The organism is Magnetococcales bacterium (assembly GCA_015228935.1).
GTDB lineage: Bacteria > Pseudomonadota > Magnetococcia > Magnetococcales > DC0425bin3 > HA3dbin3.
Genome location: JADGCO010000011.1, coordinates 43,238 through 69,644, shown reverse-complemented (window position 1 = coordinate 69,644; position 26,407 = coordinate 43,238). Strand labels below are relative to the sequence as shown.

Sequence of the window (26,407 nt, the reverse complement as noted above, 5' to 3'; positions counted from 1 at the left end):
ATGGATGATTGGGAAATGGAAGGGAAGTATTGAAATGAATGTCAGCGATGTGCGAATCCTGAAGATCGGCATTGCCTCTTACGAAGATCAAAAAGCCATGGTGCTGGCCATCGCCCGGGGTGAATTTGTTCCCAATGAAGAAGCGCCAAAAATCTGGTTTTCCTCGCTTGAGTCTCTGGCCCAGGTTCTGAATGCCAAAAATCAATCCCTTCTCAATTTGATTGCCACCTCATCCCCGGCTTCCATCAAGGAATTGGCCATCCAATCGCAACGCAAAGAGTCCAATCTGTCAAGAACCCTGAAAACCCTGGAACGATACGGACTGGTCCGAATGAAAAATCGTGCGGGGAGAAGCAAGGTCCCTGAATTGACGTTTGATCAATTGGTTTTCGACGGCATATTCAATACGCATGCAAACAAGTGGGTCTCCCACGCTCACCAGACTTGAACCTGGCTTCCGATCAACCAGGACGTGATCCGATCATGAAAAAATCAGGGAAAAGCAGATCCCAGTACGACACAACCATAAAGGATATCTTCGGGTCCCCTCCGCAAAATTTGATACAAACCATGGTCGGGCAGCAGGCTGTCCAGATACTCCCCGTGGAGTTTGCCTCCACCCAGAAAAGAATCCCGGATCTGCTGTTCCTGTTGCAAGACGATTCAATTTTTCATCTGGAACTGCAAGGTGCCTCCGAGGATATGGATTGGCGCATGTTGACGTACTATGCGTTGATACGCCAACGTTACAAAGATAAAATATTGATTCAGAAGGTCTTGTATATTGGAAGCAAGGCCTGGAATCCCCAGGCCGTCATCAGGGAGAAGAATTTATTTTTCCAGTACGAAGTCATCGATATCCGCTCAATCGACTGCCGGTTGATGCTGGCCAGCCCCTCTCTGGGAGAAAATATCCTGGCCATCCTTTGCCACATGGAAAATAAACAGGAAACCATTCGTGAAATCCTGTATCGTATCAGCGAACTGCCAACAAAATCGAGAGCCGATGCCCTGACCAGGCTGCTTGTCCTGTCCAGATTGCGCAAATTGGAAACCGCCATCATCGAGGAGGCTGAAGAAATGGCACTTGTCTTCAACGTCATGGAAAATGATGTCCTGCGCCCCATATTCAGAAAGGCAGAAAAGGAAAGTGAAAAACGTGGTAAACTCAAAGGCCGCCAGGAAGGTGGAGCCGCCATTCTGCTCCGTCAGTTGCGGCGTCGCTTTGGGAAACTCCCCAAACAGATCGAAGAAAAGGTCAAATCCGCAGAAAAAAAATCCATCGAAAAATGGAGTGATAAAATTCTGGATGCCCAGTCGATAGAGGAGGTCTTTTCCGGTCCGGGATAATCAATCCAGACATGACAGAGGCGTCATGGCTGCGGTTTTTTGTCGCGGCTGGCTCTATTCGCTATGAGGGGCAGGCTCGGGTGAGGCCTTTTTGGTCGTGGTTGACGTTTTGGGTGCGGGAGCAGCCGAGGGAGACTTGGCGGGAGCCAGGGCAGCCTCCTTCGGAATGAAGGGAACCGGGGCAGACTTGCCAGCGGCGGCTCCTGCCGGTTTTTCCCTGGTCGCCGGAGTGGGTTGCTTGTGAGCGTCTGGAGCCTGGGCCGGCTTTTCCTGGGTCGCCGGAGCCGGATCCTTGTGCGCGTCCGGAGTTGCAGCCGACCCCTTGTGAGCCTCGGCAACCGGAGCGGCCTTTTCTTTCTCAGCCGGGACCGGTTCCTGCTGAGAATCCGGAACTGGAGCGGGCTTTTTCAGAGGGGCCGGTTGTGTTTTGCCTGCCGCCGGAGCCGACTTTTGGTGAGAGTGTGAATCTGACACCTGCTCGTCTGGAGTGACCGGAGCCGACTCTTCCGGAGACACGGAAGCCGGAGCCGGTTTCCTGGCCTTGGCTGGTGCTGATTCCTTGGATCCGGTTGCAACCCGGGAAGAGGGTTTTGTTTTGACAGGTGGAGGCTTTTTCACCAATTCACCCCGGGGGGCATCCGGGTGCCCAATCGGCAACGGATGATCATCCAAACGGGTCTCACCAGGAGCAAGCGCCGCAGCCGCAGGGGAGGAGGGGGCCTGATGCACAGGTCCCGATGCCGCCGGAGAAAGGGGAGCAACCGCCGGCGCTACCGGGGTTCCCTCGGCAAGTGTTGCCTCACCAAGAAGACCCTTCTGTTCCTGGATTCGCAGTTGGCCGGCAGCCACTTGCGCCGGAGTCAGGGTTTTGGCCAGTTGCTCCCGGGCCGCTACCGCTCTTGCATGACCATGTTCGGCGGCCAGGCTGAGCCAGGCAAAAGCTTCCACCGGGTTTTGGGGGACGTTCCGCCCCTCGGCATACAACCACCCCAAGGCAAATTCAGCCTCGGGATATTTTTGCTCGGCAGCATGCCGAAACCACCGGATTGCCTCGGCAGGTTCCGGCTCCATCCCACGCCCCTGGGCATAACCCAATCCCAGACTGTATTGCGCCTCCGGCAATCCCTGTACCGCTGCCTTGCGATACCAACGGGCCGCCTCCTGGTCGTTGCGATCAACACCCCGACCCTGCGTATAAAGCGTCCCCATGCCGAACTGTGCCTTGGGGTCGCCCTGCATCGCCGCCATCTGCAACCAACGCGCCGCCTCCAGATCATTGCGCGGCACCCCCAAACCCCGGGCATGGCGCTGGGCAAGATCCATCTGCGCCGCCAAATGCCCCGCCTCGGCCATCTGAAACAGACGCGCCACATTTTTGGGGAGTCCGCCCGCCGTGTCATCAACCGCAACGCTGTTCCCGCCTCTTCCCGGACCGAAACCAGAGTAGGGCGCGTTCGCTCCGGCAAAAGCAACCGAACCACCCCCAACCCCCGGTTTGGGCGTCTCCGGCAGGATCACCGCATCTCCGGCATACACCAGATGGACCGGGGGTCTCTCCCGGGGAGGTTCGTTTTTTTCCCGCTCTCGTGCCTGGGCCTCGGCCTTTTGGGTCCAGTATTGCGCGGCCTTCAAATCACGGGCAACCCCCCGCCCGGTGGCATACAAGGTGCCCAGATTGCGTTGCGCCCGTTCATCCCCCAGGTCGGCAGCCTGTCGCAACCACTGCACCGCCAACCGGTCATCCTGTGGAACACCACGGCCCCAAAGATACATCAAGCCCAGATTGGTCGCGCCATGGTTGGAACCCTGCTCCGCAGCCTTGCGAAACCACTGCGCAGCCTGTTGATCGTCGCGTGCTATCCCCTGACCTTGGAAATACATGTTTCCCAGGCCAATCTGTCCCTCAGCCTCACCCCGTTGAGCGGCAGATCGATACCAGCGGACCGCCTCACGCGCACTCTTTTCCACCCCCCGACCCTGGGCATACATGAACCCAATGGCACTGTGGGCGCGCATATGCCCCTGCTTTGCCGCCAACCGAAACCATTTCAAGGCCTCTGCATCATCCTGACCCGCTCCGAGGCCACGAAAATACATGTATCCGACCCCATACTGGCCATCGGCATCCCCCTTGTCGGCGGCGTCGCGGAATTTTGCCATCTGCTCGGCATCTTCCCGGGAGTGACTGAGTCCGGCAAAGGGATTGGGGAAGGGCTTGTACCCGGGCAGGGTGACCACCTGTGCATCGGTGGCCCAAGGGTCCCAATGCAGGCTCTCGGGATATTGCCAAAGGACAGTGTCATCGGCAGCCGCCATACCACCCGCCAACAACACGGCCAGCACAGCCAGCACACCCCGCCTTGCTCCCGGGGGCGATTTCACGCTCTTCCCTTCCTGATGCAGAAATTGGTTCCCCAAACTCAGATCCTCATTCGATCAGGCGCGGCTTCAGTTCCTTGAGAATATCCACGACCGGCAGATGGAACTGGTTGAGACTGTTGGTGTCGTGCCCCTTGAACCACACCCAGTTAAGCCCCCGCCACAACTCGCCCTTGGCCGTCGTGTTGGTGATGCCCAGCATGTCCCAGGTGCCGATATACTGGAAAATATTGGTATACTGGTTGGGGACGTTGACCCCGCACCCGAAGGTGACCACATTGAGGCGGGTATTTTCGATGGCGTTTTCCCCGCGCAAACCAAACAAGGCATTGGCAATACTGAGACTCCCCTTGCTGTGTCCCACCAGGGTGCGCATCTGCTTCTGGTTGCGGCGCAATATCTGGAGCAAAATTTCCGACTCCGGAATCCCTTCCACATAACTCCCCTTGAGTCGAAACCGCACCATCTGTCCCCAGAAAACATCACTGGTGACCTCACGCAACAAACCGGTCCAAAACTGTAACGTGGCATTGATGCGTTCGGAAAATCCTTCCGCAGTCAACCCCTTGAGTCCCTGGGAAAAAACGTCCCGCCAACCGAGGCTGGAGACGATTCCAGCCACCCGTCGATCCAGGACATTGGCCACGTTTTTGGCAAAGGCTGCTGTCCCGGCGGCGCTGCTGCCCACCCCGGCGATGACCACGGTATCAACCGCCTTGTCACCGCTGCAAGCCTCCAGAAAAGTATCCACTGTCGGATAGACGGGAATTTCTCCCATGCCAAAACCTGGTGATACGACCAGAATTTCTCCTTCTTTGGCATCGGCGACTTGCAGCAACTCCATGTCGCTCAACGCGACCAGATCGTAGAAAAGGATGTCGATCAGACCACTACCCAGGCGCATTCTCCGCTCAAACCAGTCTAACACTGTGCCTCCTCAGGAAAGATTGTGGCATTGTCCAAAATGGTTCCAACTGGACATGCAACATCCTGACCAAAAAAAACCGCCCGGAAGCTTCCGGGCGGTTTTGCATGATTACACGAGGGAAATTATTGCACTTTGATTTCGGTTTCCTGGCTCCAACTGCCGCCTTTGTTGTCTGTCCAGGTGATTTTCAATTTGCCGGTTTTGGTGGCTTTAAGATTGAAGCGGAAGATGGGATTTTTCGACACGGAACCGGTCCAGGTGGCACGGGCCACAGGTTTATCCAGATAGACAGCCTCAACCTTTTCGACGTAATGGGCGGGGACGACCTCACCGGATTCTTTGTCCTTGCGCAAACCGCTCTCCATGGGATGCCGGATGGCGGCCTTGATTTCGACAATGGTTCCAGGTGCGACCGGTCCCTTGACCTCGGCGATGCGGGGTCCACCAGTATCTGCCATAGTATTCTCTCCAAATTTTGCTGGAAAAAGGGCACGCTGCCGCGCTATCAGCCCGCACAACCACCTTCGGCCACATCAACCTTCTTGACCACCCCGTACAATTTGCCCGAGTTGGACTTGGCGATGACATGTACCTGGGAACCCTTGGCCATTTTGACAGGAATTTTCATGTCAATGGCACCGGTTTCCGGGAAAAATTCAAATTTTCCGACAAAAGGTTTGGGATTGTCTTCGACGAAGATGCTGACGGACTCGATATAGTTACCGGCCTCCATGGGATGGTTCACCTTGACACCCAACTGCACGGCGGCACCGCTTTCGGCTTTTTCGGGTGCTTCAAGGACCACCTTTTCCATGGCCGGGGTACCGGCTCCGGCGTGTTCGGCAATGAGTGCCTGTATGTCGGCAGCATTTGCCCCTTGCGGCAAGGTTGCCATGGCCACCACGCACAATCCTGCCACACCCGCCGTCAGGAGAAAATCCCGTCGGCTCAAATTTTTCAACTCAGCTTTTTGCATGTCAACCTCTCCGGCAAGCACAGCAGCCCATAGAATGACCCGTTACCCACTTTTTGGCAGCAGGCCCCCATGGTCTTTTGGATAAACGACCTGACCCCCTGCCGTCAAGGAGAACCAGCCAGGAGTGTCAGGATATTCAACCCTGCCACAAAAAAGAAGCGGGGCAAAACCCCGCTTCTTCGATGGGCATGTGGCAGAGATCAGGAGAACATTTCCGCCATGATGCTCTGGTACCAGCTTTCGGCGTAGGAGGCTTCCTGTTTGCGGAAGGCGGCGGAGGCTTTTTCGGGGGAGACGCCACCCGAAACCTTGGTCACCTGACCGTCTTTGAAAGTCCAGATGGCGGCGACGGAAATGCCGTAATCCGGTGACAACAGGCTGTAACAGGTGTTGACGTAAGAGGGGTCGGGTTCACCCTGGCCCTTGAAGGCAGCCACGATGGCGGCAGCGGCAATCTTGCCCTGGCTGTTGGCAGCATAGCCAGACTTGGGAATTTCCGCCGTGGCGATGCAGGCGTCACCGATCACATAGATGTCTTTGTGGATCGTGGACTCGTAGGTTTTCTGATTGACTGGACACCAACCCGTCTTGTCAACCAGTCCAGCCATGTGGGCGATTTTTCCGGCTTTCTGCGCCGGGATAATGTTGATGGCCGAGCTTTTGTACTCCTGCATTTCCGTGAAAACCTTCATGCCTTCCACATCGACACGGGTCACTTTGCCCCCTTCGTTGCCGGGGACCCACTCGACATTGTAGCCGAGTTCTTTCCAGCCATTGATGAAGAGGCCCTGTTTGGCAAATTTGTCTTTGGCATCCAGAATGATCACCTTGGATCTGGGTTTGTGTTGCTTCAGATACCAAGCCACCAGTCCGGCCCGCTCGTAGGGTCCGGGTGGACAACGGAACGGCATGGGGGGGGCAACGATGATATAGGGGTCGCCATCGGTCATGGCACTCAACTGTTCCTGCAACAGCAGGGTCTGGGTACCGGCTTTCCAGCCATGGGGAATTTTTTCGCTGGCTTTTTCGCTGTATCCCTCGATGGCTTCCCACTTGAAATCCACCCCGGGGGAAACCACCAGTTTGTCATAGGAGAACGAAGCGCCTTTGGCTGTGGTGACGGACTTTTTGACCGGATCGATTTCCACCACTTCGTCATACTGCACGTTGACGCCATTCTTGACCAGATTTTCGTAGGTCCACCTTTGCACTTTCAGGTCACGGGTTTTGATGATGACCGGATTGCTGAGGGGGCAGGAGTAGTAAATTTTTTCTTTTTCGATCAGGGTGACAACAATATTGGGGTCTGCCATGCGGATGTATCGGGAAGCGATGGCACCGCCATATCCGCCACCAATGATGACCACACGCTTTTTGCCTTCGGCAGCCCGGGCGGAACCGGTGAGCAGGGGGGAGGTCAAACCAACAGCCGCGAGGCCACCGGTCAATTTGACAAAATTGCGACGTGACAGATTATACATGATATGTTTCCTCCTGTGGCCCAATTATTTCTGGCTGGCGAAGTAGTGTGCGACCGCTTCCAAATCCTCAACGGATAGCTTGTCCATCTGACTCTTCATTTTCTTGGGCTGAGGATACTTCTCGTTGGTTTTGTAGTCATCCATCTTGATCAGGAGGTACTCCAACCACTGACCGGCAATTCTGGGGGTATCTTCATCCTGTTTTTTGCCGCCTTCTTCGTGGCATTTTTCACACTCTTTGGCGAGGGGTTTACCTTTCTCAGCCTTGGCGGGATCGATACTCTTGCCTTTCACCGATGCTCCGCCCTGGACACCCCATTTCAACTCCGAGAAATGCTTGGCGATGACGTCAATGTCGGCGTCGCTGTAGCCTTTGGCAACCCGGGACATGATGGTCGATGGACGTTCATCCTTCAGGAATTCAGTCATCATCAGTTTCAAAAAATTGTATGGCATTCCGGCAATCGTAGGTATGGACGGTCCGGGGGCGACTCCGTTTGGTCCATGACATCCGGCACAGGTATTACTCAACATCGACGGCGTGGGACCGGCCATGGCCGGAACGCTCCATAATCCTCCGACCACCACCGCAGCGGCCAGGACCAACGTGCGTTTTTTCATGCTGTGCATCTTTTCCTCCAGTCAGTAGTGACAAGGATACATGCCCCGCTCCCTGGGCCGAACCAATCCGTGAACAACACCCGAACTGCCATTAAAACTTGCCGTTCGCTGCCCCGTTCATGATCGACTGCATGGTCTCCCAGATACGTTGTGCCTCTTTCTTGAGTTCAGGCGGCAACTCCTTGCCACCATGAATCATCATGTCCAGGCTCATGGTATGCAGCCAGTACTTTCCAGGCTTGTTTTTGTCTTCGACGACTGCAATACGGCAAGGCATGAAGGCGGTGTAGACATCGTTGTAATCCGCCATCATCTTGCCAACCGCAGAGTCACAGAACGACATGAAGGTAATGTGACGATACGGCTTTCCGGTCATGGATTGAACCTGTTTGTAAAACGGAGCCTCGCCAACGTAGAGAAACTTCTTTTCCGCTGCCAGGCTCTGCAAGGAGTCTTTGACTTCCTCGACGGAAATACCCTCCTTGACCGGGACACTGTAGACCATCGTCGATCCCGGATCCTTGGTTGCCAGCAGTTTCTCGGCAAACTGCGCGTACACCCCCATGAACTGCGGATCAAACTCCCCCAGCACCGGTGCCACGACCGCGTAACCAACCCCACCGGCAATCAATACCACCAAACCCAGAAGCGCCAATAAATTTCTGATGACAGCCATTTTCTTTTTTCGCTCCTTTCGCTTTGACTTTTACTGAACTGCCGCACCGCTTCCGACGACTTCAACAGCACTTCCCATCCCACCCACGTCACATTGCTTGATCTGGACATTCCGACTGGCTGTTTTTCCACTGCAATCGTCCTGGCCATCCTTCCTACAGTCAATCAGATATCTACCCATAAATAACATCAATGCCAGCCAAGACGCGATAAATGATCCATCCATCCATCCGCCAGTGTCAACGTGAATAAAAAAATATAACTTTATAATCTTCATTTAACGCAAATTAAATTCTGCCGCAAGGTTGCAGGATCGTTTCGATTGATTGTAATTTAACCAATTGTTTTTAATCGATATTTCTCTAACTCCACGGCTGAAGGATCCGTCCCAGGTAGGGATCGCTGCCACTTTTGCCTTCCAGCCATTCAGACAACACATGCGGGATATGTGGGTAAAGGATGGCTTGTCGCAGGGTGTTGCTGTTCAGCCAGAGTACCTCAAGAGCGGAGGTTTGGTGCGGATTCAATCTTGGCTTGGGGGGATTGGTTCCGGTGAGTTGAAAAAGCGGATGGAGGACGTTGCGTCCGCCTCCCTCACTTTCGACCAGGAAGATCAATTTTCCGGGTTGGACAGTCAGGTTCAACTCTTCAGCCCACTCGCGGATCAGGCATTGCCGCCAATCCTCGCCCGGGTCAGGCTTGCCGCCGGGGAGATTGAACCGGTCCTGGCCGCCGTATTCATAGCGCATGAGCAGCAGGCGTCCGTCATGCACAAGCAATCCGCCTGGGCGGATGATCATGGATCAGGGTTCCTCATTCTGCTGCGGGATGCGCGGCATTGTGTCTGGTTCCGGGCGGATGATCACGGATCAGGGTTCCTCATCTGGTGTGGGTTGCTCTGCCTTTTGTCTGGTTCGCCGCTGTTTGAGTTCCTCGAACACTTCGGGGCGAACCGGAATGAACGAATCACCAAACAGGACGCTTTTAAGCCAGGAGAGGGCAAAATCGGTCAGGGCCAGATCGTTGGTACGGATTTTTTCTTCTGTTTCCGGGTCCACCTGGTAGCGGCGCAGAAAGCTGGAGTCGAAGATGAACTGGCGCATGGCTTCCGGGTTGGTGCTGGCCATGTAGAACATTTCCGTGACCGGCAGCGAGGTTTGCACCATGTCGCCTGCCGACCGCCGTTTGATGATCAGCTCCATCCAACTGCGATTTTGCACGTCATAGCCATCGCTGCCCTGGTCTTCCCGCCACTCCTGTATGGTCCAGCGTTTTTCTTCCTTGTGACCCTGACAAAAGTCTTCCTTGATCAAAAAATAAAAATCTTCACCACTGCTCGTTTCCTGGCGGCGCATCAGGGCCATGCCGATCGGGTAGTAGCGGCAGGTGACGGGCCGGTCCGTATAGACCGAGCATCCCTCGGGTCTGTTGAATGGACAACGGCCTGTTTCGGGGTCCATTTGAATCAGGGCCACGGGCAACTGTCCCTTGGCCAGGGATGTGGGGATGGCGTAGGTATGGAGAAACGTTTCGGCGGAGAGGTTCAATCGCCGCCGCAACCGATACAGATCATAAGGTGTCAGGACGATTTCAACGTTTTGACAACAGGCATTGAAACAGGAAATTTCCGGATGACACCGGAAACGCATGTGATCTTTTCCCGACAACTTGACTGGTTGCAGGATATTGCGCGTTTCCCGGGGCATGTCGCGCATATCTTCGTCCAGGGCCAGGACTCTTTCCCGATCCAGTTCTTCGGCGGACTTTTGGCTTTCGTCGGACATGCGGCAATCCTTCCAAAAAAAAAGGGCACCAACCTGGTGCCCATGGCATGCATACGGGCAAGGGGGAAGGCCCCCTTTTCCCATCCATATCTTGACAGAGGCACCGCCGGGATAGCCATGGCCATCCCGGCAGATGTCTGTCTGGCATCACTTGGGAATCAGGTCTTTGTGTTCTTTCTTGAAGGCGACCCATTCGCCGGTTTTGGGATCGATCTTGGAGTTGACGAAGCACTTCCAGTTCTTTTCGTCAACGAAGTTGTAGTCCATGTTGTAGTAGAAGCCGGGGTAGCGGGTTTCCTTGCGGAACAGCATGTGCCGCAGGTGGGCTTCGCCGGCGTAGATGCGGTGGTAGTTTTCCCAGGCGCGCATGAGTTCATGCAGGTCACGGGCGCACATTTTTTCGGAGTCTTTTTTCAGTTCCTGAATTTTGTCCACGGCGATGGTCATCATGGTTTCGTTGGTGACATAGCCGGTGCTGACACCTGCCACATATTCATCCATGATTTTTTGCAGGCGGAACTGAAGCATTTTGGGGGTGATGTAGTTGGGATTGATATCCACGGCGGTGGTATAATCCTTGTGGGCCAGGAAGGTCCGGACCGGGGCATAGATCTCTTCGGCCAGATCCTTGGGTGTCCGACTCAGGGAGGGTTTGTAATCCTTGTGGTCGAGGACCCACTTCAGGGCACCCTTGATGGCGATACGGCCTTCGGCATGGGAGCCGGAGGAGAATTTGTGGCCGGAAGCGCCGACACCGTCCGCAGCCGTGAAGAGGCCGTTGACCGTGGTCATGGAACGATAGCCCCAGCACCACTCTTTGGGGGCGATGTCTTCGGGACCGCTCACCCAGATGCCGCAGCAGCCGGAGTGGGAACCGAGGAAGTAGGGTTCGGTGGGCATCAGTTCGGAGGGTTTGATTTCCGGTTCGATGTTTTCACCGGCCCACACGCCGGCCTGACCGATACACATGTCGAGGAAGTCTTCCCAGGCTTCGGCTTCCAGGTGTTTGATTTTCTTCTTGGCTTCCTTGGGTCCAAACTCTTCTTCGTAGGATTTGGCCAGGGCTTGGAGGGCGGTATCGGTCCGCATCAGGATGGGACCGCGGCCTTCTTTCTGCTCTTTCATCATCAGATGGTTGCGCAGGCAGGTGGCCGGGACGTGGGACTTGCCGTAGGGGGGATAGTCGTCCAACATTTTCTTGTTGATTTCGAGGTAATTTTCCCCCTTGCCGTTGGTGGCCTTGGCTTTGAACAGCAGGAACCAGGCACCGACCGGGCCGTAGCCGTCCTTGAAGCGGGCGGGGACGAACCGGTTTTCCATCATGGTCAGCTCGGCACCGACCTGGGCGGCCATGGCGTAGGTGGAGCCGGCATTCCACACCGGGTACCAGGTACGGCCCAGACCTTCGCCCACGGACCGGGGACGGAACACGTTCACGGCACCGCCGGCCACCAGCAGGATGGCATTGGCGCTGTAGACGTAGATTTTGTCTTCGCGATTGGAGAAGCCGACGGCACCGGCGACGCGGTTTTCGATTTTGGAGTCCAGGAGCAGTTTCACGATGAAGACGCGCTCTTGGATGTTGTCCATGCCCAGGGCTTTTTTGGCGGCTTCGGCGACGATGGTCTTGTAGGATTCGCCGTTGATCATGATCTGCCATTTGCCGGAGCGGACTGGCTTGCCACCTTCTTTCAAGGATTTCTCTTCGTCGCCGGGCTGTTTCCAAACGGGCAGGCCCCATTCTTCGAAGAGTTCGACGGAGTTGTCCACATGGCGACCCACATCGAAGATCAGGTCATCGCGCACGATGCCCATCAGGTCATTGGAGACCATTTTCACGTAGTCGGCGGGGTTGTTTTCGCCCAGGTAGGTATTGATGGCGGAGAGACCCATGGCCACGGCACCGGAGCGTTCCATGGCTGCCTTGTCAACGAGCCGGACCCGGATATTGTCCGGTTTCCAGCGCATGATTTCGTAGGCGGCCCCGCAGGCGCCCATGCCACCACCGATGATCAAAATGTCGGTATCGACTTCAACGATATCCGGATTCCCGAAAGTTCCCATCCTGCTTCACTCCTCTCTCGTTATGATCGTTCCCAGGGTACCTGACCGAAATCACTTGATGGTCGGCAGGGGTCCGGTGAGGTTGAAAAATCCGGGTTTGTCCAGTTTGGACATGTCTGCTGCCGGTTTGCCCTTGTAGGGGTCAATGGATCCCTCTGCCGTGGTCCGGATGGGGAATTTGAATTTTTTGGTATTGCCGTTGCGGAACTGGATCGACCAGATGATGGAGTCGGAACCCCGCATCGGGATGACCGCGCCGCCCATGGGGACGATATCGGCGTAGGCGCGCACTTCGATGGCTTGTTGGGGGCAGATTTTCACGCAGGAGTAGCACTCCCAGCACTGCTCCGGTTCCTGGTTGAAGGCTTTCATCCGGGCCTTGTCCAGTTTCATCAGGTTGTTGGGGCAGATGTACATACAGGCCGTCTTGTCCTGGCCTTTGCAGCCGTCGCACTTCTCCATCTTTACAAAACTTGGCATTGCATCGCCTCCTCGGATTTAATGATTGTGATTGAATGAATGATCCTTTAGCCGGTTGCTGCACGGTGTAGTTTGACTTCCACTTTTTCGCCATCTTTCAGGCTGGCGTAGTACCGTTCCAACACTTTCAGCACCTCGGGGCGGCTGAATTCGGGGGGCACGGTTTCTCCCTCTGAAAGCATCTTGCGCAACTTGGTACCGGAGAGCAACTGCCGATCTTCCTTGCCGTGCGGGCAGGTCTTCATCGAGGCCATGCCGTGACATTTGTAGCAGTAGAAGGTCCAGTCGATCTTCAGGGGGCGGGTTTGCAGCTCCTCTTCCGAGACCTGGTCGAAGATGTACTGGGCGTCGAAGGGGCCGTAATAGTCGCCCACGCCGGCGTGGTCGCGGCCCACGATCAGGTGGGAGCAGCCGTAATTCTGCCGGAAGACGGCGTGCAGGAGGGCTTCCTTCGGGCCGGCGTAGCGCATTTCCATGGGATAGCCGGCCTGGATGGCGGTATCGGCCACGAAATATTTTTCCACGAGCAGGTCGATGGCTTCGGCGCGGACTTCAGCCGGGATATCACCGGCTTTCAGTTTGCCCAGGATCTGGTGGATCAGGACGCCATCCAGGGTTTCGATGGCAATCTTGGCCAGATATTCATGGGAGCGGTGCATGGGGTTGCGGGTTTGGAAGGCGGCCACGCGGCTCCATTTTTTCTGGTCGAACATGGCGCGGGTTTCAGCCGGTGTCTTGTAGATATTCGGGTATTTCTTGGGAAATTCCCCTTCCGACAGGACTTGCACCGGGCCGGCCAAGTTGATGGCACCCTGGTTCATCACTTTTTGCACACCCGGGTGTTCCATGTCATCGGTTTGGAACACGCTGCGGCATTCATGCTGCTTGTCGTAGGCGTATTTTTCCTGGATCTTCATCAGACCCATGATTTCGTTGGATTCGTCGTCCACCAGGGTGATTTCCTGGCCGACATTCAGCGCATCAGCCTGGGTTTCGTTGACGGACAGGGTGATCGGGATGGGCCAGAAGAGGCCGTTGGCCATGCGGGTGGTGTCGCAGACGCTTTGCCAGTCGGTTTTCCCCATGAAGCCATCCAGGGGGGTGAAGGCTCCGATTCCCAGCATGATCAGGTCGCAGGTTTCGCGGGATGTCATGCGGACTTGTTTCAGGGTTTCAGCTTTGCGTTTGCCCTCGGCCAGGGCGGCTCCGGTCAACAGCAACGGTTTCAGGGGACCTCCGCCATGGGGGGGTACCAGTCTGGACATGTAATATTCCTCCTCCGCTAAAAGAATCAGGCCAACACCGGCCTGTTATGATCATGCAGCGCCGCAATCAGGCTGGCGATGGCGCGTCCACGGTGGCTCATGGCGTCCTTGTCGGTGGCGGGCATTTGGGCGAAGGTTTGTTCCCTGCCCTCTGGGATGAACACCGGATCGTAGCCAAAACCGTTTTCTCCTTGTGGTGCCGGAGCGATACGCCCTTCCACCCGTCCTTCAAAGGTGCGGGTGCGCCCGGATGGGTCCGCCATGGCCAGAACGCAGACAAAACGCGCCGTGCGTGCCGATGCCGGACATTTTTCCAACTCCACCAACAATTTTTCCAGGTTTTGCCGGTCCGTGGCATCCGGTCCTGCGTAGCGGGCCGAGTGGACTCCGGGTCGTTTGCCCAGGGCATCCACTTCCAGTCCCGAGTCGTCCGCCAGTGCGGGCAGGCCGGTAAACCGTGCTGTCTGAAGCGCCTTCTTGACGGCGTTTTCCGTAAACGTCGTCCCATCCTCTACCACTTCCGGTGCATCGGGATATTCTCGCAGGTCGAGCAGCGTCAACGAAGTTTCTTTCAGCACCCGCTGAAACTCTTCGACCTTTTTCCGGTTGCGCGTGGCCAGGATGGCTTTCAAATCCTTATGATCCAAGGGCGTTGGCTGAATATTAGAAAATAGCCATCTTCTAAACTTGCGGGACATGGTGCCTTGTCGGCACCCTCCCTGTCAAGACACCATAATACCAAAAAATTTTTTGTTCAAATGAATTTTTAATAAATTTTTTTTATCCTTAAGAAATGTTGCTCCATGACGGTTCCCTGTTCGTTAAGTACGCTTTCCGGCCAGGGTCAGGCGGGGTTTGTGTTGCGCCGTTGCATGCAGACCTTGAACTGGTTGCCATCGCGGTCGTCCGTGAAAGTGATGGCCGGGTAGGCGCGCAAAGCCCGCGTGATGCCGGTGCCGATACCCTGGTAGGGCAACAGGTGGCTGGCGTGGGAGGCGAGGACCGGATTGCTCTGGTTGGTAATGCCGTGCTGAATGTGTTCGATCCGCAGATGGTTGGGCAGGTGACCCGGGCTGATGATTTCCACCCGGTCGGAGTAGATGAAAACCCGGATGGGGGCCGCGATGAAATAATCCCGGTGGACCAGGGCATTGACCAGCATTTCTTCGAGGACGAGGCGCGGAATTTCCGGGCGTCCCTTGGAGTTGATCCCCTGGCCATCCTGGATGTGGCGCAGATTGCGGAGGACAAAGGCCACGGCCTGGCGGAACAGATCCGGAAAGGCCCCAAAAATATCCTGGCAATCCATATAGGTATCCAGGTCGATTTCAGTGCCTGGGTAGGTCATGCCCTTGATCATGAACTGGGGTCTCCAGCGTTGTGGATCCTGGCCGAACAGGAGCAGACCGGCCAGATTGAGTGTGCCGTTTTGGGCGAGATTGAGATTGTTCAGGAGTTGGGACAGGGGCAGTTCTGACTGCATCAGCTCTTTTTCGTAGCGTTTCTGGAAATAGGCCTGGAATGATTTGGTATCAAAATCAGCCAGCGTGGTGCCGTCCACGGGAACGACATCGGCATGCACCATACCCTCATCCGCCATTTCGGCGGCCAGGGATGTGTCATTTTTGACATCGGCCTTGAACTGGTGCCGGCTGTCTTCACCCAGGGCCAGACGTTCAAACAATTCCGCAGGGGTCATGGGGGCATCCACCAGAAATACTCTGTTGAGGGATGGTGGATTTTACCACATGGCCCTTTTTTGCCAACCAGCCCCCAATGCCTCCTGGGTTTCATGATGCCGGGCATCAGAAATCAACCTCGCCGGAAGCTTTCATCTGATCCCAGACACTCGGAGGGATTTTCTCGTTGGGATGGTATATTTTTACCCCGGTCATGTCTTCTCTCCTTCATCTCTACCTCGATCAAGCCATCCTTTCCTTCTCGGACAGACACTATGATGAATTCCTTGCCGGGAGGATACAACACTTCCCGTTGGGATGGGTAACGTGAAAACGGTTCAATGTATTTTCCGGTCAAGGTCTGGTCCGCCAGTGCCTTCCTTTGGCACCTTCGCTTGCCGGCGGGGACATATTGCTGAAAGTTTTTTGCCGGAAATGGGGAAATGATTTAACGGAATATATATTTATTAATTGAAATCAAGAACGTTGCAAGCTGATGTTATTTCCTGCTTACAATATAAAACATTTTCTTATCAACAAAAAGCCGTTCATGTGCCGGAAAGGAGAGAAAAATATTGATAAAAAATTGAGGGTGGTATAGTGAATAAAAACAAAATATTCATGTGTCGCTGATATTCTCAAGAGACGAAACATGGTCCCCTGGCAGATCAGCGATAAACCTTTCCTCGATGGGCAATCTTGAATACAAGAATCAATAAAATCTCGTTTTTCATGGTATAAAGGATTCGATAATTTCCCACACGTAGCCGATATCCGCCTCCTGCCAAGGCCTTGACATTGGATGCCGAAAAAGGATTATTTTTCAGACGAAACAAGGCTGCGGCTACACGCTCCCTTGTCTTCTTGTCCAGGGCATCGAGTTCTTTTTGTGCAGAAGAATCAATAATGACACGCCAACTCATTCGTTACGACCCAGGGACCGGGTTCGAGCATACTCTTCAAGAGAAATCCCTGGACACCCTTGTTTTTCCCAAAGTTCCAGCCGTTCCTGGATCAAACGGGCATCCTCGGTGTCATCGGCCAAATCCTGCTGCGCTTCCATCTCCTCCAGGTAGTTGTTCAGGGCATCCGTGATCAACTCATCCAGGGATTTTCCGGTTTGTTCCGATATGATCAAAAACTCTTTTTCCAAATCCTGCGACAACTCGAATGTACTCACCTGCGCCTCCAGATATGCTCGTTACTGCGTTGCTTTGTGGTTCGACCGTCTGGACAGCCAGCCTTGATCCCATGGTGTGCAGCAGTGCGTCCAGGTTGCAAATGACTGGGTTGTTTTGTTCAGGCTCCATATCACATGAAAGGAACCAGGTTCTGGTCAGCCAATTTTTTCAGGTGGCCTGAATTGTTCTGAGCCTCGGCGACATTTTTCAAGGCATTCAGGAAAAGTTGCTGGTCACCCTCTGCCAATGCTGCGTTGAGATATTCCGCCGCTTCGGAAACCTCTTGCAGAGACTCCAATAATCCTTCCCGATACTCACGACTCCGGACCATTTTTTCGGCTCCCATAATCAGCCCAGTATTGTTTAGCCAACGCGATCTTTCTTCTGCCGCTTGCTCTCCTGCCAGAGGCTCTCCAGACGCTCCAAAGGGACATCGTGGACGGACAATCCTTCTTCACGCAGGCGTTGTTCAATATAACGAAAGCGATTTTGAAACTTCAAGGTGGAACGCCGCAAGGCTTTTTCCGGATTGATTTTCAGATGGCGGGCGTAATTGGCCAGGGTGAAGAGAACATCGCCGATTTCCTCTTCGATGGCAGAAGGGTCGGCATCCATGCGTGCCTGTTCCAGCTCGGCCAGTTCCTCATGCACCTTGGCCAGCACCGGGGCCGGCTCCGGCCAGTCAAAACCAATCCGGGCCATTTTTTGCTGGACCTTGTAGGCAAGATGCAATGCCGGCAAGGCGTTGGGAAGACCATCGAACACCGACGGGATGGTTGCGGAATCGACCTGTTTTTCCTGGCGCTTGATCGTCTCCCAGTTGTGGCGCAAACGCTCCACCCCCTCCAGGGCCACTTGTTCAGCCACCTCCTGACGTTGGGGACCAAACACATGCGGATGCCGCCGCCGCATTTTTTTGGTGACCTCTTGAATGACATCCGTCAAAGTGAAGTGACCCTCTTCCTGTGCAATCTGACTGTAGAGGATCACATGAAACAACAGATCTCCCAACTCTTGCCGCAATTGCTCGGGCTGGTTGGTCTCGATGGCTTCTACCACCTCGTAAGCCTCCTCGATGGTGTGCGGGGTGAGCGAGGCCAGAGTCTGCACCCGGTCCCAGGGGCACCCCTCCGGAGACCGCAATCGCGCCACAAGGGCAATCAAATCGAGCAGGGCAGCATCCGGGGTCGGGTCGGTCGGCATGGCGTGAATCCTTTGCAGGTCAGGAGTCAAATTTTCCCCCCCTGGCAAAAACTGCCACCATTTCGACGGCAACCAGAGAGGCAGGGGCCTCCAGAACAGGGAGGATGTCAGCAAAACCGGCAATATTCTCCTGGTGGCATGCGGGTTGCTTTGGTTTCCGGGCAGGATTCCAACAACAGGAGATGCCTCGATGGATAGTGGTCTCTACGCAGCGGTCAACGGGGCGCGTCGTATCGGTTTGCGGCTGGAAGTGTTGGCCAATAACCTCGCCAACGTCAATACCACCGGTTTCAAAGGCGACCGGGCCTCGTTCGAATCGTACATGACCAAACCAGGTCCGGAGCAGTTTCCCCTGCCCACGGACTCCTTCATGGGGTTGCGCGGTCCCGGAGATATTCCATTTCCGTTCAGCAACCCGGCAGCCAACGCCTATCGCATGACCTACCCCATGGCCATCAACACGACCACGGACATGACCCAGGGGAGCATGAAGGATACCGGCAATCCCCTTGATGTGGCCATCGAAGGCGATGGATTTTTTGTGCTGAATACCCCGAATGGGCGACGCTATACCCGGGATGGCTCCTTTGTGATCAACGCCAACCGGGAACTGGTGACCAAGGATGGCTTCCAGGTATTGGGAAGCGGCGGTGCCCCGATTGTCATCGAATCCGATGGCCAGATCAATATTGCCAAGGATGGATCCATGAGCGATGCCAACGGCCCCATCGCCCAGTTGGAGCGCGTCAAAATTCCCACCAACATGCTGACCAAGGCCGGCAAGAATATCTATTCGGCACCCCAGGATCAGGAAACGCCCATCGAAGAAGTGGGCGAGGGGGGATTCCACCAGGGCTTTCTGGAAGGCTCCAACACCGAATCAATCCGGGAAATGACCCAGATGATCGATTCGCACCGGGCCTTCGAAAGCTACATGAAAATGATTCAAACCATGGATTCCCTGGATGAACAAGCCAATGTCCAGATTGGCAGATTGCGGTAAGGTAACGTCAGGGTTTTCCCCAGGAGAAGCAGAACATGATACGCGCACTTTGGACATCAGCGACAGGCATGCAGGCGCAACAGCTCAACATTGACGTGATCGCCAACAATCTGGCCAACGTCAATACCACCGGCTTCAAACATTCCCGTACCGAGTTTCAGGACCTGCTCTACCAGAACATGCGCGCCGCCGGCAGCGAAACCTCCGGTGCCGGGACAAAATTGCCGGTCGGGATCCAACTGGGTCATGGCACACGCGCCTCGGCGGTCAGCAAGGATTTCAGCCAGGGCAACCCGGTCCAAACCAGCGATGATCCCATGAATGTGGAAATGATGGTCAACGGTCAGGGATTTTTCCAGGTGCAGATGCCCAATGGCGATATCGCCTACACCCGGGACGGATCGTTCCACATAGACACCAACGGCAACATCGTGACCACCGACGGCTATCAACTGGTCGGCGGGGCCATCGGCCTCAACCCGAACCAGCATACGGGGGTCGCCATCGAAAGTTCGGGCAGCATCGGCCTGGCCGACAACGGTACCCCCGGATTTACCGCCGGCGTCGGACAAATCCAGTTGGCCCGATTTGTGAATCCGGCAGGCTTGACCGCCGTCGGCAACAACCTCTTCAAGGCCAGTGAAGCCTCCGGAACCCCGGTGCTGGCCAATCCGGGCGAAGAGGGGATGGGTTCGGTCAAACAACACTACAAGGAAAACTCGAACGTCAGCATGGTGACGGAAATGGTGGACATGATCTCCACCCAACGTGCCTACGAAATCAACTCCAAGGGGATCCGGACCGCCGATGACATGCTGAGTCTGGTCTCCAACCTGAAACGGTAATGACACCCCATAAATCATGAAGATCGGCACAGGAAACGCAACATGTTCAAACCTGCCCACATAGGGGGGACTCTGCTGATGGCGCTGAGTCTGTTCTGGAACGGGGATCTCCTCGCCAGACAGGTGGAGCGTCAGGTGCTGACCAGCCTGGTGGAAAAAGAGCTGGCTGCGGAGTTGACCCAGCGCGGGGAAGGGTTTGTTGCGAGCCGGGTCTATTGTCGCACGGGTCTGGAAATTGATGAGGAAAAACCCACTCCAGCGGACTCCTCCCTCTCCGTGCAGGTGGATCTGCCCCAGTCGGGGCTGGAACCGGGTCGCCGGGAACTTGCCGTCACCGTCTTGGAAAATGGCGTCCCGAAAGGTCAGGTGCGTACCCAGGTCGTCATTCACCAGGAAAAACCGATCCTGGTCTTGCAACGCCCGTTGCAGCGCGGCGAAGTGGTGCGAAAAGAGGATCTGGAAACAAAAGAGTTGACCCTCACGCGGCCCGTGTTTGGCATCTTTGGTGCGGAACAGATGGACAAGGTGGCCGGAATGATGGCGAAACGTGCCCTGCCAGCCGGTGTCCCTTTGCAGATGAACTGGTTTGAATTTCCCATGGCCGTGGATCGAGGCGACCGGGTCCAGGTCCATCTGAACCAGGGTGGCCTGAATATTGAGACGTCCGGTGTGGCCATGGCCAAGGGTCGGATCGGTGAGGCCATCGAAATCCAGAATCCCAACAGTCGCCGGCGCTTTCTGGCCAGGGTGACGGGTCCGGGTCATGTGGAAGTCATGTCCCCATGAAGTTTCGCAGTGGGTGACGGTTGGTTGGTCGTCAAGCAGGGTTGATCTGAGAGATGTGAGGGTTGGTCGTCAAGCGGGGTTGACCCGAGACAGGTGACAGTTGGTCGTGGAACGGAGAAATGGTATGCGTATCAAGCGAATCATGCCGGTGTTTTTGATGGCGACAGCACTCCTCGGCAGTGGTTGCGGCGGCATGACCCGGGCAGCCCAACGTCCCCCCACGCCAACCGCCTACGTCAAGCCGATTCCCCCGGAAGTGATGGATCCCAAAAAAGGCTCCATCTGGCAAAGCTCCGACCGCAACACCCTGTTTTTGGACAACAAGGCGCGCAATGTCGGCGATCTGGTCACCGTGATGATCACCGAAAATGCCACCGCCAAGAAAAATGCCAAGACCGAACTGAAACGCAAAGGGGAAGACGAAGTTGATCTGGGCGGGCTTTTCGGCCTGACTGCGGCCATACAAAAAGGGGGCCTGAGCAAGTTTACCGATGCCGCCAAAATCAAGAGCAATCATGACCATACCGGCGAAGGCAGTACCACCCGCAGCGGCAACCTGAGCGCCACCATGTCCTGTGTGGTGACCGAGGTCCTGCCCAATGGCAACCTGCGCGTCGAAGGGCGGCGCGATATCACGGTCAATAACGAAAACCAGTTTATCATTCTCTCCGGCATCATTCGTCCGGAAGATATCAGTGGCAACAACTCCATCCGTTCCAACCAGATTGCCGATGCCCGGATTGAATTTTCCGGTGATGGCGACATCGATGACCAGCAGCAGCCGAGTTGGTTTCAGCGCTTTCTCACCAATGTGCGCATCTTTTGAAGCGGAGATGTTTGTTGCAGCAACCGCAAACCTTTTTCTGGCCTGATGTTTGCGTCGAACCTCTTGTCAACCTGATGCCGGTATCTTTCGATGTGAAGAGGTCTGACACGGAACTTTTGTACCTCTGGCAAGGAATGCAGTGATGATGGACATGGCAGGGAATGCAGTGATGCAGAGAGAGAAGAGAGCTTTGGCCATTTGGCTGGCGGGCATGGCCCTGGTGTTGCCACTCGCCGTTCAGGATGCCGATGCGGCCCGTCTCAAGGATGTGGTCAATATCGAAGGGGTGCGCGACAACCCGCTGACCGGTTTTGGCCTCGTGGTCGGTCTCAATGGCACCGGGGACTCCAGTACCTCGTTCACCACCCAGTCCATGCGCATGATGCTGGAGCGGATGGGCATCAATATCGAGCAGGGGGTCAAGGTCAAAAACGTCGCGGCGGTGATTGTCACGTCCACGTTGCCGCCCTTTGCTCGGCAGGGAAGCACGGTGGACGTAACGCTCTCCTCCCTCGGTGACGCCAAAAGCCTGCAAGGTGGTACCCTGGTGATGACCCCCCTCAAGGGAGCCGATGGCCGCATCTATGCCGTGGCGCAGGGAGCGGTATCGGTGGGCGGCTTTGCAGCCCAGGGTGGCGGACAGAATGTCCAAAAAAATCACCCGACCGTGGCCCGTATTGCGGGTGGGGCCATCATCGAACGCGAAGTCGATTTCAGGTTGAACGGCGAAAGTGCCCTGCAATTGGGCTTGCGCAATCCTGACTTTACGACCGCCAACCGGGTGGTGAGCGCCATCAATGCCCAGATGGGCGATCCCCTGGCCCAGGCCCGCGACTCCGGCACCGTGGATGTCAAGATTCCTCCCACCTATGCCAAACGGGTGGTGGAGTTTGTCTCCCGACTGGAAAACCTGCAAGTGGAACCGGATCAGGCCGCCCGCATCGTGGTCAATGAACGGACAGGAACCATTGTCATGGGCGACAATGTGCGGGTCTCCACCGTGGCTCTGTCGCATGGCAGCCTGAGCATCCGGGTCACGGAAAATCCCAAGGTCAGCCAGCCCGCTCCCATGAGCGACGGAAAAACCGTGGTCACGCCGCAAACCAATGTCAATGTCAAAGAGCAGGAAGCCCGCCTGGTGGAAATGGAACAGGGCGTGACCCTGGGAGATCTGGTCAAGGGCTTGAATGGGGTTGGGGTGACGCCCCGGGATCTTATCGCCATCTTGCAGGCCATCAAGGCCGCCGGTGCCCTGCAAGCGGATCTGGAGATTTTATGAGCAGCATACCCGTACAGCTTCCCGATAATGCCTATACCAGTTCGTTGCCCGCCGGGGAGAGAAAACGTCTCAAGGAGGCCGTCGCCGATTTCGAGGCCATCTTTGTCCGGCAAATGCTCGGTGCCATGCGGCAAACCATTCCCGACGAAGGCGAAAACGCCTTGATAAAAAAAGGGAACGGAGAGAAGATTTTCCGGGAAATGCTGGATTCTGAATATGCCGACCGGATCAGCCGTCGTGCCAATGGATTGGGATTGAAAGAGGTCCTTTATCAAAAACTCACGGAAGATAAAGGGAAAAAACCATCGATCTCCGGTCAGGTTGAACAGATGAAATCAGGTGCCAACGCTTACGATGCCGCCAAGACAAAATTGGCAAAATAACCGGTAGCCTGCTGCATCCGGAGTGGCAGGAAGAAGGGAGAGGGAGCTTCTCCAAATGAAGATCAAAGGGTTGAACACAGCCAAGCTGGAAAGGATTTCCGGCAGCCGTGTCGCAAAAGGAAAGGGACGGGGTCGAAGTTCCTCGGTGGGAACTTCCCGGCAGGATGGTGTGGAGTTTTCCGAGGATGCCCGCCTGAGCAGTCTGGCAGGTGAGGCCATCAATCAGGCCCCGGAAATTCGCGCCGAACTGGTGGAACCCATCAAGGAAGCCTTGAATGCCGGACGCTACAGTGTTTCCAGCCTGGAAGTGGCGGACCGGATCCTGAGACAGGTGTTGAAGGAACGTAACCGATCCTTTTGACACGGAGGTTGGTCATGAAAGCCGACGTGACGCCACTGCGTGACGTATTGGAGTCCCTCGTCCTGCAATTTGACAAGTTGCAGGAGATGCTGCACACCGAGCGGGATCTGATCCGCAAGCGTGAAGCAGATAAAATTTATGCACTTTCCGAAGAGATTGGCACGGTGTTGGCTTCAATTCGGGAGATGGACGAGCAGCGCCAGGAGATCATCAGGGTCCTGGCCCAATCCCTGGGAATCACTCCGGAAGGTCTCGATTTGACCACCCTGGATCGTGAACTGGGAAGCAGAACCGGTCTGTTGCCGTTGCGGGATCGTTTGCGGGCGGCCATTCTGCTGGCCGATCAAACCAACAAGGAAAACCAGGCCGCCTTCAAGGGGGTGTTGAATGCCATGGAAGCCATCTTGAAGGCCATGGGGGAGGGGAACCGGGCAATCTTCTACAATCGCATCGGTGGCCGGCAAACAACAGAAAGTTTTCACAGTCGATTTTCCAAGCAACTTTGATGAAAAAATACGGGAACCCGTGTCAAAACAGGGGCCCGCACATGGATTCATACCGGTTTCCTGGTCCACCTGATTGGCGTGGCCGGAACCTCCAGACACAGACACGTTGGGAGTATGGGAAATGCTTATCTTGACACGGAGAGTCGGAGAAAGTCTCAACATTGGCGACGAAATCAAAATCACCCTCCTGGGCATCAAGGGCAATCAGGTGCGGATCGGCATCGACGCCCCGCGCAGTGTCGAGGTGCATCGCGAAGAAATCTACGACAAGATCAAACGCGAAACCCGCAAAGCCAATCGTAAAATGTCCGATGAGGTCCTGGAACAGGCGTCACGCATTCTTTCCCAAAAATGATCCCGATAAAACTCAACGCAATCCAGGCGAACCGGTTTCGACCTGGATTGTGTTGTTTGCTTTGTGATACGAACCTTTATGATGCAAACTGAATTCAGCAGTATCGTGCTTATTTTTCCCATATTTTATTGAGAACATGCGCAAAACGTCCACTTGGAGAAAAATAGGCGGCGTTGGCCTCTTGCACAAGTGGATGCAAGGTATCCAGGGAAAAAATATCGCGGGTTTGTCCGCCAAGATGCATCAGGGGCATGGTCACGGCCTCGGGGTAATGCTGGCGCAGGAGATCCAGTTCTTCTTGCAGACCATCCATGCCACCCATGAATACCCCCAGCGCGATGGGGTTTTCCTGGAGCATGACCTGACGAAAGTGGGTCAGGTTGGCCTGAAGGTCTCCTGCAACCCGGTCCACAAGGTGCAGTCTGGGGAAAGTACGCACTTCCGGGGGGAACTCCTTTTCAAAGTAACGTGACTGGTACAGCTCGACGTGGTTGACCTGCCCCTTGCGTTCTGCCCAGCGGGCCAGCAAGGCGGTGATGGAGGGATGACCGCCAAAGACCAGGGGAATGTGACGACGGGCGGTTTCCGTAGCCAAGGCAATGATTGCATCGCGAAAGGCCATGGGATCGCAATCGGCGTATTCAGGTTTGCGCTGGGGGTCGGGAATACTGGCAGAGAGAAAAATCGCCTGTTTCATGGCACACATCCCAACCAGTCAGGCAGCGTATTTTCATCCAGGGAATAATCCGGTAATTCCTGATTGAGCCATTGCAAATGTGCTTTCCAATCAGAATCAATTCCGGATCCATTATAATACATGGCCGTCATTTTGACAGGCAATTTGGGCAGGGATTGGTGCAACGCATGAAAATCCCGACTGCCGGGAATGCCGACGATCACACGCAGCCATGCGCGGGGAGCGCCATTTTTTTGCAACATCAATCCATCGGGTTGAAACAGGGCGGTCAAACCGCTTGCGGCGGCTGCGTCACGACAATGGTTTTGCAAAGAGACCATGCGGCGACCTACGGTTCGGGCGCGCATTTTTTCTACCTGTGTGAGAATGCGAGCCAAGGTGCCGGGATGCAACTGAACATTTTTGGTTGTATCGCCGACAAAATCCTGTGTTCCAAGAGCAAGAGATTCCCTGATTTTCCTTTCTGGTGAAGCCGTTATTTTATTCGGCCATATCATGTACAGGATGTCAATGCTCTGGTCCTCGGCCTGGTCCAACTCTTTTTTGACCCAATCGCTCTGGGAGATGCCGGGAGAATCCAACAGGATCAACAGGTCGGAATCCACCAGTTGCTGCATGAGGAGTGGTTGGAAAGCCTTGCCAGGGGTGATCTCGGCGGTATCGAGAAAGGGTCGGTAGCCGACGCCGTTCAAGGCGTCGAAAAGTTGATGGGCTACGGCGGATGCCTCGTCCCGCTTGTAACTGATAAAGACCCGGCGCCGGTCACGCAGCAGGGAGAGGGATTCCAGGATACTGTTGGCCAGACGCGCCCGCCAATCCGGCTGATCCTGAAAGGTGCATTGAAAATCCTGGCACACGACAGGAAGTTCTTCTTTAATGGTATCTTTATCATTTTTGCTGACGATGGGAAAGAGTGGTATCCCCTGTCCGGCAATATGCTGGAGTGTATCCAGATCGGTTTGGGTTTGGTTTCCCCAATAGATGACTGCCAAAGGAAGGGGAATTTCTCCCTGGGCGCGGGCTTTCTTGTAATCTTCCGTATGCCAGCGTTGGAGCCATTCGTCTGGATTGATTCCCAACTCTTGAACCTGTTGGGCCAGGAGCTGCCAAAGCGCCTGGCTCTCCGGTTTGTTGGCACCGAGGAATAAAATGCGATATCCCTTGTTCATCATGGAGCCTCAATGGCAGAACGGGTTGTGTGGAGGGTGTCCCAGGCCGCCTGCATGCAGGCTTCCAATTGTGCCAGACGTTGCGCCCGAGCATTGACTTGTCCCCGATAAAAGTTGCATTCCATGCGCTG

General features: G+C 55.3%; 31 protein-coding genes. 11 read left to right on the top strand and 20 right to left on the bottom strand.

Annotated features, from left to right (window positions below):
* The first annotated feature begins 34 nt into the window (after window positions 1–34).
* The gene (locus HQL65_05110) at window positions 35–448 is read left to right on the top strand and encodes a MarR family transcriptional regulator (GenBank protein ID MBF0135599.1); all 414 of its coding nucleotides are present in this window, start codon (window positions 35–37) and stop codon (window positions 446–448) included.
* 122 nt (window positions 449–570) lie between these two features.
* A complete protein-coding gene (locus HQL65_05105) occupies window positions 571–1,350 on the top strand; it encodes a DUF4351 domain-containing protein (protein ID MBF0135598.1) in 780 nt (259 codons plus the stop codon).
* 54 nt (window positions 1,351–1,404) lie between these two features.
* Here HQL65_05105 and HQL65_05100 read toward each other — a convergent pair whose 3' ends face one another.
* The 18 genes from HQL65_05100 to mazG form a co-directional block, all read right to left on the bottom strand.
* On the bottom strand, window positions 1,405–3,732 hold the full coding sequence (locus HQL65_05100; protein MBF0135597.1) for an SEL1-like repeat protein: 2,328 nt from the start codon (window positions 3,730–3,732) through the stop codon (window positions 1,405–1,407).
* A 46-nt stretch (window positions 3,733–3,778) separates the two neighbouring features.
* A complete protein-coding gene (locus tag HQL65_05095; protein ID MBF0135596.1) occupies window positions 3,779–4,657 on the bottom strand; it encodes a hypothetical protein in 879 nt (292 codons plus the stop codon).
* 122 nt (window positions 4,658–4,779) lie between these two features.
* Complete coding sequence (gene soxZ / locus HQL65_05090; protein MBF0135595.1) at window positions 4,780–5,115, bottom strand: thiosulfate oxidation carrier complex protein SoxZ; 336 nt, start codon at window positions 5,113–5,115, stop codon at window positions 4,780–4,782.
* A gap of 47 nt (window positions 5,116–5,162) precedes the next feature.
* Window positions 5,163–5,633 (bottom strand): twin-arginine translocation signal domain-containing protein, encoded by a 471-nt coding sequence (locus tag HQL65_05085; GenBank protein ID MBF0135594.1) that lies wholly within the window; start codon window positions 5,631–5,633, stop codon window positions 5,163–5,165.
* 200 nt (window positions 5,634–5,833) lie between these two features.
* Complete coding sequence (locus HQL65_05080) at window positions 5,834–7,114, bottom strand: FCSD flavin-binding domain-containing protein (protein MBF0135593.1); 1,281 nt, start codon at window positions 7,112–7,114, stop codon at window positions 5,834–5,836.
* A 24-nt stretch (window positions 7,115–7,138) separates the two neighbouring features.
* On the bottom strand, window positions 7,139–7,669 hold the full coding sequence (locus HQL65_05075) for a c-type cytochrome (GenBank protein ID MBF0135592.1): 531 nt from the start codon (window positions 7,667–7,669) through the stop codon (window positions 7,139–7,141).
* Window positions 7,670–7,826: 157 nt separating this feature from the next.
* Window positions 7,827–8,411 (bottom strand): DUF302 domain-containing protein, encoded by a 585-nt coding sequence (locus tag HQL65_05070; GenBank protein ID MBF0135591.1) that lies wholly within the window; start codon window positions 8,409–8,411, stop codon window positions 7,827–7,829.
* A gap of 361 nt (window positions 8,412–8,772) precedes the next feature.
* Window positions 8,773–9,210: an NUDIX hydrolase gene (locus HQL65_05065; protein ID MBF0135590.1), complete on the bottom strand. Its 438-nt coding sequence runs from the start codon at window positions 9,208–9,210 to the stop codon at window positions 8,773–8,775.
* A 69-nt stretch (window positions 9,211–9,279) separates the two neighbouring features.
* Window positions 9,280–10,194 carry a YkgJ family cysteine cluster protein gene (locus tag HQL65_05060; GenBank protein MBF0135589.1) on the bottom strand — a complete coding sequence of 305 codons (915 nt, stop codon included), beginning with the start codon at window positions 10,192–10,194 and terminating at the stop codon, window positions 9,280–9,282.
* A 147-nt stretch (window positions 10,195–10,341) separates the two neighbouring features.
* Window positions 10,342–12,258, bottom strand: a complete 1,917-nt coding sequence (locus HQL65_05055; GenBank protein ID MBF0135588.1) for an adenylyl-sulfate reductase subunit alpha — start codon at window positions 12,256–12,258, stop codon at window positions 10,342–10,344.
* A gap of 51 nt (window positions 12,259–12,309) precedes the next feature.
* A complete protein-coding gene (aprB, locus tag HQL65_05050; GenBank protein ID MBF0135587.1) occupies window positions 12,310–12,738 on the bottom strand; it encodes an adenylyl-sulfate reductase subunit beta in 429 nt (142 codons plus the stop codon).
* Between the two features lie 47 nt (window positions 12,739–12,785).
* On the bottom strand, window positions 12,786–14,003 hold the full coding sequence (gene sat, locus HQL65_05045; GenBank protein MBF0135586.1) for a sulfate adenylyltransferase: 1,218 nt from the start codon (window positions 14,001–14,003) through the stop codon (window positions 12,786–12,788).
* Between the two features lie 26 nt (window positions 14,004–14,029).
* Window positions 14,030–14,701, bottom strand: a complete 672-nt coding sequence (locus HQL65_05040) for an XTP/dITP diphosphatase (GenBank protein ID MBF0135585.1) — start codon at window positions 14,699–14,701, stop codon at window positions 14,030–14,032.
* Window positions 14,702–14,847: 146 nt separating this feature from the next.
* Entirely contained in the window at window positions 14,848–15,702 is an 855-nt protein-coding gene (locus HQL65_05035) for an ATP-dependent DNA helicase RecG (GenBank protein MBF0135584.1), read from the bottom strand.
* A gap of 648 nt (window positions 15,703–16,350) precedes the next feature.
* Window positions 16,351–16,605, bottom strand: coding sequence for a type II toxin-antitoxin system RelE/ParE family toxin (locus HQL65_05030; protein MBF0135583.1), 255 nt, complete (start codon window positions 16,603–16,605; stop codon window positions 16,351–16,353).
* Window positions 16,602–16,862: a hypothetical protein gene (locus HQL65_05025; GenBank protein ID MBF0135582.1), complete on the bottom strand. Its 261-nt coding sequence runs from the start codon at window positions 16,860–16,862 to the stop codon at window positions 16,602–16,604. Before HQL65_05025 ends, HQL65_05030 begins: the two co-directional genes overlap by 4 nt.
* 131 nt (window positions 16,863–16,993) lie before the next feature.
* On the bottom strand, window positions 16,994–17,194 hold the full coding sequence (locus tag HQL65_05020; GenBank protein MBF0135581.1) for a hypothetical protein: 201 nt from the start codon (window positions 17,192–17,194) through the stop codon (window positions 16,994–16,996).
* A 32-nt stretch (window positions 17,195–17,226) separates the two neighbouring features.
* On the bottom strand, window positions 17,227–18,066 hold the full coding sequence (mazG, locus tag HQL65_05015; protein ID MBF0135580.1) for a nucleoside triphosphate pyrophosphohydrolase: 840 nt from the start codon (window positions 18,064–18,066) through the stop codon (window positions 17,227–17,229).
* 190 nt (window positions 18,067–18,256) lie between these two features.
* On the opposite strand from mazG, the gene flgF reads away from it, so the two are divergent.
* The 9 genes from flgF (at window position 18,257) to csrA (ending at window position 24,410) form a co-directional block, all read left to right on the top strand.
* Window positions 18,257–19,069, top strand: a complete 813-nt coding sequence (flgF, locus tag HQL65_05010; protein MBF0135579.1) for a flagellar basal-body rod protein FlgF — start codon at window positions 18,257–18,259, stop codon at window positions 19,067–19,069.
* A 35-nt stretch (window positions 19,070–19,104) separates the two neighbouring features.
* Window positions 19,105–19,914, top strand: coding sequence for a flagellar basal-body rod protein FlgG (gene flgG / locus HQL65_05005; protein MBF0135578.1), 810 nt, complete (start codon window positions 19,105–19,107; stop codon window positions 19,912–19,914).
* 42 nt (window positions 19,915–19,956) lie between these two features.
* A complete protein-coding gene (flgA, locus tag HQL65_05000) occupies window positions 19,957–20,700 on the top strand; it encodes a flagellar basal body P-ring formation protein FlgA (GenBank protein ID MBF0135577.1) in 744 nt (247 codons plus the stop codon).
* Between the two features lie 124 nt (window positions 20,701–20,824).
* A complete protein-coding gene (locus tag HQL65_04995; protein ID MBF0135576.1) occupies window positions 20,825–21,526 on the top strand; it encodes a flagellar basal body L-ring protein FlgH in 702 nt (233 codons plus the stop codon).
* A gap of 169 nt (window positions 21,527–21,695) precedes the next feature.
* On the top strand, window positions 21,696–22,805 hold the full coding sequence (locus HQL65_04990; GenBank protein MBF0135575.1) for a flagellar basal body P-ring protein FlgI: 1,110 nt from the start codon (window positions 21,696–21,698) through the stop codon (window positions 22,803–22,805).
* On the top strand, window positions 22,802–23,188 hold the full coding sequence (locus tag HQL65_04985) for a rod-binding protein (GenBank protein ID MBF0135574.1): 387 nt from the start codon (window positions 22,802–22,804) through the stop codon (window positions 23,186–23,188). The genes HQL65_04990 and HQL65_04985 overlap by 4 nt, the downstream gene beginning before the upstream one ends.
* 55 nt (window positions 23,189–23,243) lie before the next feature.
* Window positions 23,244–23,549 (top strand): flagellar biosynthesis anti-sigma factor FlgM, encoded by a 306-nt coding sequence (flgM, locus tag HQL65_04980; protein ID MBF0135573.1) that lies wholly within the window; start codon window positions 23,244–23,246, stop codon window positions 23,547–23,549.
* Between the two features lie 14 nt (window positions 23,550–23,563).
* The gene (gene flgN, locus HQL65_04975; GenBank protein ID MBF0135572.1) at window positions 23,564–24,055 is read left to right on the top strand and encodes a flagellar export chaperone FlgN; all 492 of its coding nucleotides are present in this window, start codon (window positions 23,564–23,566) and stop codon (window positions 24,053–24,055) included.
* 121 nt (window positions 24,056–24,176) lie between these two features.
* The gene (gene csrA, locus HQL65_04970; protein ID MBF0135571.1) at window positions 24,177–24,410 is read left to right on the top strand and encodes a carbon storage regulator CsrA; all 234 of its coding nucleotides are present in this window, start codon (window positions 24,177–24,179) and stop codon (window positions 24,408–24,410) included.
* Window positions 24,411–24,519: 109 nt separating this feature from the next.
* On the opposite strand, the gene HQL65_04965 is transcribed toward csrA, so the two are convergent.
* Together HQL65_04965 and HQL65_04960 are read right to left on the bottom strand one after the other, a co-directional pair.
* Window positions 24,520–25,107 carry a hypothetical protein gene (locus tag HQL65_04965; protein MBF0135570.1) on the bottom strand — a complete coding sequence of 196 codons (588 nt, stop codon included), beginning with the start codon at window positions 25,105–25,107 and terminating at the stop codon, window positions 24,520–24,522.
* The gene (locus HQL65_04960) at window positions 25,104–26,279 is read right to left on the bottom strand and encodes a toll/interleukin-1 receptor domain-containing protein (GenBank protein MBF0135569.1); all 1,176 of its coding nucleotides are present in this window, start codon (window positions 26,277–26,279) and stop codon (window positions 25,104–25,106) included. The genes HQL65_04965 and HQL65_04960 overlap by 4 nt, the downstream gene beginning before the upstream one ends.
* Window positions 26,280–26,407: the final 128 nt, after the last annotated feature.